Source organism: Nocardia sp. NPDC060249, from assembly GCF_042728755.1.
Classification (GTDB): Bacteria; Actinomycetota; Actinomycetes; order Mycobacteriales; family Mycobacteriaceae; genus Nocardia.
In genome coordinates, this window is the sequence record NZ_JBHXAQ010000005.1 from 264,382 (window position 1) to 276,439 (window position 12,058).

13 protein-coding genes are annotated in these 12,058 nt (G+C 67.6%); 11 read left to right on the top strand and 2 right to left on the bottom strand.

The window, feature by feature from the left end; genetic code table 11:
* Positions 1–3 precede the first annotated feature (3 nt).
* From ACFWFP_RS20620 to ACFWFP_RS20655, 8 genes are all read left to right on the top strand, one after another.
* Positions 4–1,014 (top strand): MCE family protein, encoded by a 1,011-nt coding sequence (locus tag ACFWFP_RS20620; protein WP_379297321.1) that lies wholly within the window; start codon positions 4–6, stop codon positions 1,012–1,014.
* Positions 1,011–2,114: an MCE family protein gene (locus tag ACFWFP_RS20625; RefSeq protein WP_379297323.1), complete on the top strand. Its 1,104-nt coding sequence runs from the start codon at positions 1,011–1,013 to the stop codon at positions 2,112–2,114. The genes ACFWFP_RS20620 and ACFWFP_RS20625 overlap by 4 nt, the downstream gene beginning before the upstream one ends.
* Positions 2,111–3,217, top strand: a complete 1,107-nt coding sequence (locus ACFWFP_RS20630; protein ID WP_379297325.1) for an MlaD family protein — start codon at positions 2,111–2,113, stop codon at positions 3,215–3,217. The genes ACFWFP_RS20625 and ACFWFP_RS20630 overlap by 4 nt, the downstream gene beginning before the upstream one ends.
* The gene (locus ACFWFP_RS20635; protein WP_379297327.1) at positions 3,214–4,500 is read left to right on the top strand and encodes an MlaD family protein; all 1,287 of its coding nucleotides are present in this window, start codon (positions 3,214–3,216) and stop codon (positions 4,498–4,500) included. The genes ACFWFP_RS20630 and ACFWFP_RS20635 overlap by 4 nt, the downstream gene beginning before the upstream one ends.
* Before the next feature lie 46 nt (positions 4,501–4,546).
* The gene (locus tag ACFWFP_RS20640; protein WP_379297329.1) at positions 4,547–5,167 is read left to right on the top strand and encodes a hypothetical protein; all 621 of its coding nucleotides are present in this window, start codon (positions 4,547–4,549) and stop codon (positions 5,165–5,167) included.
* Positions 5,168–5,295: 128 nt separating this feature from the next.
* The gene (locus ACFWFP_RS20645) at positions 5,296–6,573 is read left to right on the top strand and encodes a cytochrome P450 (protein ID WP_379297331.1); all 1,278 of its coding nucleotides are present in this window, start codon (positions 5,296–5,298) and stop codon (positions 6,571–6,573) included.
* Between the two features lie 30 nt (positions 6,574–6,603).
* Positions 6,604–7,440 (top strand): mycofactocin-coupled SDR family oxidoreductase, encoded by an 837-nt coding sequence (locus tag ACFWFP_RS20650; RefSeq protein ID WP_379297333.1) that lies wholly within the window; start codon positions 6,604–6,606, stop codon positions 7,438–7,440.
* 66 nt (positions 7,441–7,506) lie between these two features.
* Positions 7,507–7,701, top strand: coding sequence for a ferredoxin (locus ACFWFP_RS20655; protein ID WP_379297335.1), 195 nt, complete (start codon positions 7,507–7,509; stop codon positions 7,699–7,701).
* A 117-nt stretch (positions 7,702–7,818) separates the two neighbouring features.
* Here ACFWFP_RS20655 and ACFWFP_RS20660 read toward each other — a convergent pair whose 3' ends face one another.
* Complete coding sequence (locus ACFWFP_RS20660) at positions 7,819–8,043, bottom strand: hypothetical protein (RefSeq protein ID WP_378990274.1); 225 nt, start codon at positions 8,041–8,043, stop codon at positions 7,819–7,821.
* A gap of 20 nt (positions 8,044–8,063) precedes the next feature.
* Positions 8,064–8,891, bottom strand: coding sequence for an SDR family oxidoreductase (locus tag ACFWFP_RS20665; RefSeq protein ID WP_379297337.1), 828 nt, complete (start codon positions 8,889–8,891; stop codon positions 8,064–8,066).
* Positions 8,892–8,986: 95 nt separating this feature from the next.
* Between ACFWFP_RS20665 and ACFWFP_RS20670 the strand changes: the two genes are divergently transcribed.
* The 3 genes from ACFWFP_RS20670 (at position 8,987) to ACFWFP_RS20680 (ending at position 11,991) form a co-directional block, all read left to right on the top strand.
* Positions 8,987–10,564: a methylmalonyl-CoA mutase family protein gene (locus ACFWFP_RS20670; RefSeq protein ID WP_379297339.1), complete on the top strand. Its 1,578-nt coding sequence runs from the start codon at positions 8,987–8,989 to the stop codon at positions 10,562–10,564.
* Positions 10,564–10,965 (top strand): cobalamin B12-binding domain-containing protein, encoded by a 402-nt coding sequence (locus tag ACFWFP_RS20675; RefSeq protein WP_379297341.1) that lies wholly within the window; start codon positions 10,564–10,566, stop codon positions 10,963–10,965. Before ACFWFP_RS20670 ends, ACFWFP_RS20675 begins: the two co-directional genes overlap by 1 nt.
* 69 nt (positions 10,966–11,034) lie before the next feature.
* Positions 11,035–11,991: a TIGR03564 family F420-dependent LLM class oxidoreductase gene (locus tag ACFWFP_RS20680; protein ID WP_379297342.1), complete on the top strand. Its 957-nt coding sequence runs from the start codon at positions 11,035–11,037 to the stop codon at positions 11,989–11,991.
* Positions 11,992–12,058 lie beyond the last annotated feature (67 nt).

The following is a 12,058-nucleotide window of genomic DNA, read 5'->3' on the forward strand; positions in this document are numbered from 1 at the left end:
GCAATGACATCGAAACACCCTTCGAAAGCCGTGCTGGGGCTGATCGCGCTCGGACTGTTGCTCGCTGTCGTCGCCGGGGCGGTGGGTTTCAACTCCCTCGGCGTCGGACAGCAGCGATACGACGTCGAGTTCGCGCAGGCCGCCGGTCTGCGTGTGGGGGACGGGGTCACCGTCGCCGGTGTTCCGGTCGGCACGGTCGCGGGTCAGCGGCTGGCCGGTGACCGGGTGCTGGTCACCCTGAGCGTCGATCGATCGGCCGCCCTCGGCGCCGACACCCGCGCCGCCATCAAACTGACCACCCTGCTCGGCGCCCGCTACGTCGAGCTGACCCCGGCAGGGGACGGCGAGATCGCCGATCACCGGATCGGCTTGACCCACACCGCCGTTCCCTACGATCTGCAGCAAGCACTCGACAACGCCACCGCGACGTTCGAACAAATCGACGCGGGCCGCATCGCCACCTCGCTCGACGCACTGGCCAATCAACTCGACGGCGTGCCGACGGTATTGCCCGGGCTGCTGGGGAATCTGCGCTCGCTTGCCGCACTACTGGGCAGCCGTCGCAACGAACTCGGCGCGCTCCTGACCGGCGTGCAACAGCTGACCACGGTGGTCAACGGTCAGCAGGGCGACCTCGCGGCCATCGTGGGCCAGGGCCGCGACCTGGTCACCGAGATTCTCGCGCGGCGCGGTGCGCTCCAGACCCTGATGGACTCGACGCGGCGGCTGGCGGATCAGGTCAGGGTATTGGTCGTCGAGGACCGGCCGAAGATCGACGAACTGCTGCGCGGTTTCGACGGATTGCTGGGCAGTCTCGCCCGCCACGACGACCTGTTGCGCAACATCCTGCAGATCTTGCCCGTCCCCATCCGCAATTTCGCGAACGCGTCGGGCACCGCCAACGAGGTCGACTTCACCGCGCCCGCGGGGCCGCTGATCGATTCCTGGATGTGTGCGCTGAGCGGGCGTGCCGACCAGGTCGCGCTGGCCCCCTACTTCCAGGACTGCAAATGACAAGACTCGCCACGCTGGCCAGGATCGCGCTGGTGCTCGGACTCGGCGCGCTCGCGGGGTGCGCGGGCAGCCCGAACGACACGGATTCGGCCATCACCGTGACGGCCCGATTCGACAACGGCGCCGGACTCTACGTCGGCAACGCCGTGGCCGTACTCGGGATGCCGGTCGGTGAGGTCACCGCCATCACCGCGCGCGGTTCCCATGTCGAGGTCACCATGCGGGTCGAGGGCGAGGTCGCCATCCCGGCGGACGCGACCGCGGTGACCGTCTCGACCTCGGTACTGACCGATCGGCACGTCGAGTTCACACCCGCCTACCGCGGCGGCGCCACCCTGGCCGACGGTGCGCAGCTCGGCCTCGACCGCACCCGCACCCCCATCGACTTCGACCGCCTGCTCGGCGCCGCCGACGGGATGGCCGCGCAGTTGGCCGGCGCGAGTCCCGGTACCGGTCCGATCGCCAGGCTGCTCGATGTGTCCGCGCGGATCGCCTCGGGCAGCGGTCCGGAACTTCGGGCCACGATGGACGAACTGTCCGGTGCCTTGCGGCTCGGCGAGGACGGGGGAGCCCAGACCCAGGCAGCGATCACCGACATCGTCGAGCACCTCGCGGTCCTGATTCGAGCTGCGGCTGACAACGACCAGACGATTCGGGAATTCGGCAGTGCGACAGGGCAATTGAGTAGCGTCTTGGCCGATCTCGAGATCGGCGCAGGCGATACCGGCGCGCAGATCGTGCAGATCATGCAGCAGACCGACGATCTCCTCTCCCAGAACAGTGCGAGCCTGCGCTCCACGGTGACCAACGCGGGCACCGTCACCCACGCGCTCGCGGACTACCGCGAGGAGGTCGCCGAGTTCATCGACGTGACACCGCTGTTGCTGAACAACGCCTACAACGCCATCGATGTCGACTACCGCGGCGTCCGGGTGCACGCGCTGCTGGACAAGGTCTTCTTCGACGGCCAACTCGTGAAGGAGATGTGCAACGTGCTGGGGCTACGCCAACTCGGTTGCAGCACAGGAACATTGCAGGATTTCGGGCCGGACTTCGGCCTCACCGACATGCTAGAGGCGATGTCGAGGTTGCCACGATGAGACAGCGATATCGGTCCACGTCGACCCTGCTGCTGGCCGGGGTGGTACTCGCTACCGTGCCCGGCTGCGCGGTGGGTCTGGGTGATCTGCCGTTGCCCGCGCCCGGCGCAGGGGAGGGCGGCTATACGATCCACGCCGGCTTCGCCAATGCGCTGAACCTGCCCGAGCAGGCGAAGGTGCGGGTGCTCGGCGCCGACGTGGGCGAGGTCGCGCGGATGTCGGCACGCGACTACACCGCCGTGGTCACGATGCGCATTCAGCCGGGAGTGACCCTGCCAGTGGGCACCCGGGCCGAATTGCGCACCGCCACACCACTCGGCGATGTCTTCGTGGCGCTCACTCCTCCCGACGCCGCCGCCCCCGGCGGGCCGCTGCTGCGCGACGGCGACACCATCGCGCTGTCGTCCACGCAGGCCGCGGCCACCATCGAGGAGTTGCTCACCACCGCGTCGCTGCTGGTCAACGGTGGCGTGATCCGGAACCTGACCACTATCGTCAACGGTCTCGGACACGCCGTCGGCGACCGTGGCGCGAATCTCGCCGCGCTGCTGGACAGATCGACCAGAGTGGTGCAGGCCCTGGCCGCGCGATCCGCCGATATCCGCACCGTCCTTGTCGAAGTCGACCAGCTCACCCGGCAATTACAGGATCAGCGTCGCCCGCTCGGCGAGTTGGCCGACGTCGCGGGACCGGCGCTCACGGCCGCCACCGACAGTTCCCAGCAGGCGTTGACGCTGATCCGGCAGGTCGATCAGATCAGTCGGGAACTGGCGAAGTTCCCCGCCATCGACGGGACCGCCGCGGGCATGGTCGCCGACGTCAACCGGCTCTCCGCGGGGCTCAACGCGGCCTCGACCGATCCCAATGCCAGCCTCGCGGCGATGAATTCGATTCTCGGACCGATCATCAAGGTCACCAACGGCACCTCGGCGCACGTGAACGCCGATCTGCAGGACGTGACGATCGGTGCGCTGCCGGATCCGGCGCACCCCGGTGATCCGGGCAGCCGGATACCGGACGCGAGCGACTGGCAGGCTCTCGTCGGCACCCTGACCTACACCCTGCTCAAACTGCAGCAGCGCGTGACGGGAGCGGGCCGATGACACCTGCGCAGCGGTTTCGGCTCGTGCTCGGCGTGCCCGCGCGCGTGGTGGTCGGCGCGGCCGTGCTCGGCAGCCGGTTCCGGTCCATCCTGTCCAGCGGCGCACTGCTGCTGACCCTGATCGTCGGCATCGCGTATCTGCTGTTCGGTGCGCTCGGCGTCGACCCCACGGCGGCCACCATGACCGTGCGGGTTCATCTCGCACAGTCCGGCGGGCTGTTGACCGGGCAGAATGTGACCTTGCGCGGTGTCCCGATCGGCGAGGTCACCGCGATCGAGCTGACCTCGACCGGGCTGGTGGCCACCGCGGCGATCGATGCGGATGCCCGGGTGCCCGCCGGCGGCGCGGTCCGGGTCGCGAGCCTGTCGCTGGCAGGCGAGCAGTATCTCGACTTCCGCCCGGTCGGCGACGACGGTCCCTACCTCGCCGACGGCGCCGAGATCGAGGTCGAACGGACCTCGACGCCGGTGCCGCTGTGGCAGACCCTCGCGCAGCTGGATACCACGCTCGCACAGGTGGATCCGGCGCGGCTGGCGGCTGTCGTCAAGGAGCTCGGGGTGAGCGAGCAGGGCCCACGCAAGCTCTCCGACATCATCGATGGTGGAATCTTCCTCGTCTCCACCTTGGATTCGGTGCTGCCCCAAACGGTCGGGCTCCTGCGGGACAGTCGGACGGTGCTCAGCACCGCGGCCGCCGCGTCGCCGGGATTGGGTGAATTCGCCGGTGACGCGGCACGAGTGGTGTCGGGCGTGGAGGCGAAGTCGGGCGGATTCGTCGATCTGCTCGGCGCGGCGCCGGGAACGCTCGGTGCGCTGGACGCGGTGCTGGAACAGAACTCTCCCGGCGTGGTCGACCTGCTCGGCAACCTCGGCACGGTGGCCGACATGGCGAACTCGCGAGTGCCCGCCCTGCGCGAGTTCTTCTTTCCGACCGAACGCGCGGGCTCGACGCTGGGCAATCTCACCGCGGCATTCCACGACGGCGGCCTCTGGGGGCTGGTGAATCTGTACCCCCGCTACTCCTGCGACTACAACCTGCCGCGGCATTCACCTTCACAGCCCGACTTTCCCGAGCCCTACCTCTACACCTATTGCCCGAACGAGGACCCATCCGTTCTCGTGCGCGGCGCGCGCAACGCACCGCGCCCTCCGGGTGCGCGTATCCCCGGTGCGCCGCCGCCGGGGCAGGCGTCGGCAACCCAGGCGATCCCGACTCCGCTCGGACCATGGTCGATCCCGCTCACCTTCGCCGGACCGGAGCTGCCGACACCGGTACCTCGGTGATCGGGCTCCGTGACTCGCACCGCACACCACCACGCAAGGAATTGCTATGAACGACACAGACATCGAGACCAAGACCGATATCGAGGCCGAAGTGCGCGAACCGGCGGCGGAGTCGACGGGCCGGGACGCGGCCCCGGTCGACGACGAGCCGACGGCGGCTGGGCCGACGAAGCTGCACCGGCTCAGGGGGATCGCCCGCCGGATCGCCGTGCCGGCGACAGTGGTGGCCGCGGTAGTCGCGCTGCTGGCGGCCGGGTTCTTCGGGTGGAAACTCGACGAGAAGTCCGACACCGATGCCGCCGCCGAAGCCGGTCTCGCGGCGGCGCGGGCCTACGCCGTCACCTTGACCAGTGTGGACTCCAATCACCTCGATCGTGATTTCGCGGCCGTGCTGGACGGGTCGACCGGTGAGTTCAAGGACATGTACACCCGCTCGAGCGGTCAGCTGCGGCAGCTGTTGCTCGAGAACAAGGCGACCGGCACCGGCACGGTGCTCGACGCCGCGGTGAAATCGAAATCCGAGACCAAGGTCGAAGTGCTGTTGTTCATCGACCAGACGGTCACCAATATCGCCGCCGCCGATCCGCGCGTCGACCACAGCCGGGTCCAGATGACGATGGAGCTCGTCAACGGACGCTGGCTGGCCAGCCGGGTCTACCTGCCCTAATCATCTACCCGCTCGACCGCGCGGGGTTTCGCGCTGTCCGGCGGGAATGATGTTCTCAAAAATGAATATGGTTGTTACCATCGAAGTGCGCGTCTTTGTCGCGGCTTCCCGATCACCTGGAGTTCTCCGTGACCGATTTCGATACAGTGAACTACTTCACCGACCCGGATCTGATTCCCGATCCCCATCCCTATTTCGATCACCTGCGGTCGAAATGCCCGGTGACCCAGGAGCCGCACTTCGGTGTGTACGCCGTCACCGGATATGAGGAATCGGCTGAGGTGCTGAAGGATTCGTCGATCTTCTCCTCGGCTGTCGCCGTCGGCGGGCCGTTCCCGCCGCTGCCGTTCACGCCGGTCGGCGACGATATCAGCGACCTCATCGACCAGCATCGGACCGAGTTGCCGATGTTCGAGCACATGGTGACGATGGACCCGCCGCAACACACCTTCGCGCGGTCGGTGTTGAATCGTCTGCTCACACCTGCCCGCTTGAAAGAAAACGAAGAATTCATGTGGCGGCTGGCGGATCAGCAGCTCGACGAATTCGCCGAGGCCGGCCAGTGTGAATTCCTTTCCCAGTACGCCAAGCCGTTCGCGCTCTTGGTCGTCGCGGATATGCTCGGCGTTCCCGAAGTCGATCACCAGCAATTCCGTGTCGTGCTCGGCGCGCCCCAGCCGGGCGCCCGACCCGGTGCGATCGACAACGAAGCACTCTCGAGCAACCCGTTGGCCTGGCTGGACGAGAAATTCGTTTCCTATATCTCGGATCGCCGCAACGAGCCACGCGACGACGTGCTGACCTCGTTGGCGCTGGCGAAGTATCCGGACGGCACCACACCGGAGGTCCTCGACGTGGCGCGGTCGGCGACCTTCTTGTTCGCCGCGGGGCAGGAGACCACGGCCAAGGTGCTGGGTGCCGCGGTGCGATTCATGGGCGATCACCCCGACGTGCAGCAGCGATTGCGCGAGGACCGCAGCTTGATCCCGAACTTCATCGAGGAAACCCTGCGGATGGACGCGCCGGTCAAGAGCGGGTTCCGACTCGCTCGCCGCGCGACCACCGTCGGCGAGGTGGACATCCCGGCCGGCGGCTTGGTGATGTTCTGCCCCGGCGCGGCCAATCGCGATCCGCGCCGATTCGAGGACCCGCACGAGTTCCGTCTCGACCGCGACAACTTTCGTGAGCACATCGCGTTCGGTCGCGGCGTGCACACCTGCCCGGGCGGCCCGCTCGCGCGGGTCGAGGGTCGGGTCTCGATCGAGCGGATCCTGGACCGGCTGCTCGACATCGAGATCGACGCGGACAAGCACGGTCCGGTCGACGCACGCGCCTACGAATACGAACCCACCTTCCTGCTGCGTGGGCTCAGCGAACTGCACATCCGCTTCACTCCCCAATCCTGACCACGACAACAACGACAGAGGTAGGTAATCATGACCGGACGGGTCGAAGGCAAGGTCGCGTTCATCACCGGCGCGGCGCGCGGGCAAGGCCGCAGCCACGCGCTGCGCTTGGCGCAGGAAGGTGCCGACATCATCGCCATCGATGTCTGTAAGCAACTCGACAACGTGCCGTTCGCGATGTCGACCCCGGAGGATCTGGCGACCACCGCCGATCTCATCCGGGCACAGGGCCGTCGCGTGGTCACCGCCGAGGTGGATGTTCGCGACTACGACGGGCTCAAAGTCGCGGTCGACGGGGCGGTCGCCGAACTGGGCAGGCTCGACATCATCGTCGCCAACGCCGGGATCGGCAACGAGGGCGGCGCGCTGGTCGATCTGCAGGAGAACCTGTGGGACGACATGATCGACGTCAACCTCGGCGGGGTCTGGAAATCGGTGAAAGCCGCTGTGCCGCATGTGATCGCCGGTGAGCGTGGCGGCTCGGTGATCCTGACGAGCTCGGTGGGCGGGCTCAAGGCCTACCCCAATATCGGCCACTATGTCGCGGCCAAGCACGGTGTCGTCGGACTCATGCGGACCTTCGCGGTGGAGCTGGCGCAGCACTCCATCCGGGTGAACTCGGTCCACCCGACGCACGTGAACACGCCCATGGTGATGAACGAGGGCACCTACAAGCTGTTCCGCCCGGATCTGGAGAGCCCCGGCCCCGCGGACCTCGAGCCGATCGCGAGGTTGTTCCACACGCTGCCGGTGGCCTGGATCGAGCCCGAGGATGTCAGCAACGCGGTGCTGTATCTGGCCTCCGACGAGGCTCGCTACGTCACCGGTGTGCCCCTGCCGATCGACGCGGGCGGAATGCTCAAGTAGTCACCCCGGTCGCGCCGACCGTGGTGGTCGGCGCGACCCCGAGAACAACGAAGGCGGAGAACGGTCATGAGGGTGTCGGTCGACGGGACCAAATGTGAGGGCCATGCCCTGTGCGCGGGTATCGCGCCGACGGTGTTCGAGGTGAACGCCGAGGACCTGGCCGTGGTGGTCGACGAATATCCGGGTGGTGCCATCGAATCGGAGGTCCGCTCGGCGGCGTCGGCATGCCCGACGATGGCGATCGCGTTGGGCGAGAGCTAGTTCCGCGCCCGAGTAGGTCCATGCAGGAAACCCGCCTCCCACGGAGGCGGGTTTCTGCGTCGAAAAGGGACAGACCGGCGAGGGCGGACCCGGATCTCGCGGCTGGTGGGGTGTCGTTCAGGCGGCGGGGTCGGCCGCGGCCGCTCCACCGGTCATGGTGGTGCGGGTCACGGGCCCGTACCACCCGCACGGCAGTTCACAGGTGGCCACCACGTGGCGTTCGATGTCGCCGTCGAGGGACTTGCGTATCGTCTCCGCCGCGCCGGCGGGATAGCCACAGCGCGGGCATTTGCCGTAGTAGTCGAGGATCGGACGGACGCTGATCTGAATGGTCGGATGCACGGTGTGTCCTTCAGCCGGTCTCAGTCGAGGAAGAGGTCGAGCGTCGGGTTGTCGCCGCCGTAGCGCGACAGGTCCTCGACGCCGGACGCGGTGAGAACCTCCGCGTCGATGTAGCAGTTCCCGCTGGCCGCGCGAGCGGATCGGGTCAGGATCTCGATCGCCGCGTCGGCCATGATTTCGGGGCTGCGCGACGACGAGAGCAGATTGTCGCCGTCGGCCATGTTCGCGACCGCCGAGGTGGCGATATAGGTCTGGGGCCACAGGCAATTCACGGCGATTCCCGCGTCGGCGAACTCGGCGGCCCAGCCCAGCGAGAGCAGGGTCATGCCGTACTTGGACAGCGTGTAGGCGGGGTGGGCGCCGAGCCAGCGCGGGTTCATGTTCACCGGCGGCGACACGGTGAGTACGTGTGGGTTCGTCGACGCGCGCAGGTGCGGCAGGCAGGCCTTGGTGAGCAGGAAGGTGCCGCGCAGGTTGATCTCCTGCATCAGGTCGTACTTCTTGGCCGACAGGCTCTCGGTCGGTTCGACGCCGATCGCACTGGCGTTGTTCACGCAGATGTCGATGCCGCCGAACCGTTCGACGGCCGTATCGACGGCGCGCGCCACATCGGCTTCGTTGCGCACGTCGCCGACCACGGCGACAGCCTTGCCGCCCGCGGCCTCCACCTCGGCCACCGCGGTGTGCACGGTGCCGGGTAGCCGGGGGTGCGGCTGCGAGGTCTTGGCCAGCAGCACCAGGTTCGCCCCGCGCCGCGCGGCGGCCAACGCGATGGCCAAACCGATCCCGCGGGAGCCGCCGGAGATGACCAGTGTGCGGTCGGTGAGTACGGCGTTCTCGCTGGACATCGGTCTCCTCAGTGCTGGTCCCCGCCGCGAATTGAAGCGGCATTCCCTTTCGATGGTATTGGCATTCTCATTTTTTGCAAGTACCGTAATCACTGATGAACGATCCGATACAGACCTCGTCCGGCATCCCGCTCTCGCCGGTCTACGGACCGGCGGACCTGGCCGCCGCACCGCCCGCACCGGGCGGTTTCCCTTTCACGCGCGGCAACTTCGCCTCCGGTTACCGGGGCCGGCTGTGGACGTTTCGCCAGTACTCCGGTTTCGGAACGGCGGAGGAGTCCAATCGCCGGTACCGGTATCTGCTCGACCAGGGCGGAACCGGGTTGTCGGTCGCGCTCGACCTACCGACCCAATGCGGTTACGACTCCGACGATCCGGAGGTGACCGAGGAGGTCGGTCGAGTCGGCGTCGCGGTGGACACCCTCGCCGACGCCGAAATCCTTTTCGACGGCATGCCGCTGGACAAGATCAGCACCAGCTTCACGATCAACGGCACCGCCGCGATCCTGCTGGCGCTCTATGTGGCGGCCGCCGAGAAGAAGGGCGTGCCGCGCGAAAAGCTCACCGGGACGATCCAGAACGACATTCTCAAGGAGTACGCCTCGCGCGGCACCTGGATCTGGCCGCCGGAACCGTCGCTGCGGCTGATCGCCGACACCATCGAATTCTGTGCGGCCGAGGTGCCGAGATTCAACGCGATCTCGGTGGCGGGCGCGCACTTTCGCGACGCGGGCGCCAACGCGGTGCAGGAGATGGCGTTCACTCTCGCCGACGGTGTCACCTACTGCGACACCGTGGTCGAACGGGGCCGGATGACGATCGACCAGTTCGCGCCGCAGATCTCGTTCTTCTTCTACACCCACGGTGACTTCTTCGAGGAGATCGCCAAATACCGTGCGGGACGCCGACGTTGGGCGACGATCGTGCGCGAGCGCTACGGGGCCACCACCGACAAGGCGTCGATGTTCCGCTTCGGCTGTGTCGCGGGCGGTGCCTCGCTGTACGCGCCACAGGCGCAGAACAACCTGGTGCGCGTGGCCTACGAGTCGATGGCCTCGGTGCTGGGGGGAGTGCAGTCGATGTTCACCGCGGCCTGGGACGAGCCGTTCGCGTTGCCGAGCGAGGAGTCGGCCACGCTCGCGCTGCGCACCCAACAGATCCTCGCCTACGAAACCGGGGTCACCCGAGTCGCCGACCCGCTCGGTGGTTCGTACTTCGTCGAGGCGCTCACCGACGCGACCGAGGCTCGCATCATCGAGATCATGGACGATCTCGATCGCCACGGCGGCATGGTCCGTTCGATCGAGGACGGCTACCTGCAGGGTCTTATCGCCGATGAGGCCTACCAGTTGCACAAGGACGTCGAGGCGGGCACCAAGCCGGTCGTCGGGGTGAACCGGTTCGTCTCCGACGAGCCCGCGCCCGAGATCGCGACCTACGAACTCGACGCCGAGGGTCGCGAACTGCAACTCAAGCGTCTCGCCAGGGTGAAAGCCGAACGCGATCCGGTGGCCGTTCGGTCCTGCCTCACCGCCTTGTCCACCGCCGCCGAAGGAAACGAGAACCTGATGCACTACCTGATCGCGTGCGCCAACGCGTACTGCACGGTGGGGGAGATGACCGCCGCGCTCAAGGGCGTGTGGGGCGAGTTCCAGCAGCCGGTGGTGTTCTGATGACCGCCCGCGTGCTCGTCGCCAAACCCGGTCTCGACGGCCATGATCGCGGCGCCAAGATCGTCGCCCGCGCGCTGCGAGACGCCGGTTTCGAAGTGGTTTTCACCGGCATTCGCCAACGCATCGAGGACATCGTGTCGATCGCGCTGCAGGAGGATGTCGCGGTCGTGGGGCTGAGCATTCTCTCGGGTGCGCACGTCTCACTGACCACGCGCACCGTCGAGGCGTTGCGAGCGGCGGGCGCGGGCGATATCGCCGTGATCGTCGGCGGCACCATTCCGCAGTCCGATGTCGCGCGGCTGCTCGAAGTCGGGGCGGCGGCGGTGTTCCCGACGGGCACCTCGCTCGACACCCTCGTCACCGAGATCCGGGCGCTCACCAATACCCCGTTCCCGACCTGAGCGTCGGGTCGGTCGCAGCGGCGCTGACCACCCTGGTCGCGCGAAAAGTAGTGGAAGACGGAGGAATTCGTGCGAATCGGAGTGATGATCGGGCCGGAGAAGGGCGATGCGGCCCGCAAGTTGGCGCGGATGCTCGACGACATCGCGTGGGCCGAGTCGGCGGGGCTGGACACTGCATGGATACCCCAGATCCCGACCGATTTCGACGCGTTGATCACCATCGCGCTTATGGGACAGGTGACTACCCGGATCGAGTTGGGCACCGCCGTGGTGCCGCTGCAGGCCCAGCATCCCATCGCCCTCGCCCGGCAGGCGCTGTCGGCACAGGCCGCGGCGGGCGGACGATTGGCGCTCGGCATCGGGCCCTCGCACCACTGGATCGTGCAGGACATGCTCGGGCTGCCCTACGAGAAGCCGGCCGCCTACACCGCGGACTACCTGGAGGTGCTGAACGCGGGATTGCGCGGGCCCGGCACGGTGGACGTCGAGAACTCGACGTTCACGGTGAACAATCCGCTCGACCTCGGGCCGGTGGCCCCGGTGCCGGTGCTGGTCGCCGCGCTCGGTCCGGTGATGCTGCGCATCGCCGGTGAACAGGCCGACGGGACCATTCTCTGGATGGCCGACGAGCGTGCGGTGGGAGCCCACGTCGTGCCGCGGATCTCGAAGGCGGCGGCCGAGGCAGGCCGTCCCGCGCCGCGCGTGGTCGCGGGTCTGCCGGTCTGCCTGTGCCGTCCCTCCGAAGTGGCGGAAGCCAAGGCCAGGGCGAACCGTATTCTCGGCGAAGCCGAGGTCTCGCCGAACTATCAGCGGCTGCTCGAAACCGGCGACGCCCGCGACATCGGTGACATCTGCGTCGCCGGCGACGAGAGCGCCATCGCCGAGGGGCTGCGCCGATACGGCGACGCCGGGGCCACCGATCTGTCGGTACGCCTGCTGCCCATCGGCGACACCCGCGACGAGCTGGTCGCCTCCAAACGGCGCACCAGGGAGATGATCGCCGCTCTGGCACAGGACTTGCGGTGATCGGGGCGAGGGGCGAGAGCTTCCAGCTCTCGCGTGCTCGTGGCGCGCGGGGCGCGTCAGCGACCGG

Excerpts from the sequence above, each read along its gene's own strand:
- ACFWFP_RS20675 (WP_379297341.1), top strand. The coding sequence starts at position 10,564 with ATGACCGCCCGCGTGCTCGTCGCCAAACCCGGTCTCGACGGCCATGAT.
- ACFWFP_RS20635 (WP_379297327.1), top strand. The coding sequence starts at position 3,214 with ATGACACCTGCGCAGCGGTTTCGGCTCGTGCTCGGCGTGCCCGCGCGC.
- ACFWFP_RS20665 (WP_379297337.1), bottom strand. The coding sequence starts at position 8,891 with ATGTCCAGCGAGAACGCCGTACTCACCGACCGCACACTGGTCATCTCC.
- ACFWFP_RS20655 (WP_379297335.1), top strand. The coding sequence starts at position 7,507 with ATGAGGGTGTCGGTCGACGGGACCAAATGTGAGGGCCATGCCCTGTGC.
- ACFWFP_RS20670 (WP_379297339.1), top strand. The coding sequence starts at position 8,987 with ATGAACGATCCGATACAGACCTCGTCCGGCATCCCGCTCTCGCCGGTC.
- ACFWFP_RS20630 (WP_379297325.1), top strand. The coding sequence starts at position 2,111 with ATGAGACAGCGATATCGGTCCACGTCGACCCTGCTGCTGGCCGGGGTG.
- ACFWFP_RS20650 (WP_379297333.1), top strand. The coding sequence starts at position 6,604 with ATGACCGGACGGGTCGAAGGCAAGGTCGCGTTCATCACCGGCGCGGCG.
- ACFWFP_RS20620 (WP_379297321.1), top strand. The coding sequence starts at position 4 with ATGACATCGAAACACCCTTCGAAAGCCGTGCTGGGGCTGATCGCGCTC.
- ACFWFP_RS20625 (WP_379297323.1), top strand. The coding sequence starts at position 1,011 with ATGACAAGACTCGCCACGCTGGCCAGGATCGCGCTGGTGCTCGGACTC.
- ACFWFP_RS20640 (WP_379297329.1), top strand. The coding sequence starts at position 4,547 with ATGAACGACACAGACATCGAGACCAAGACCGATATCGAGGCCGAAGTG.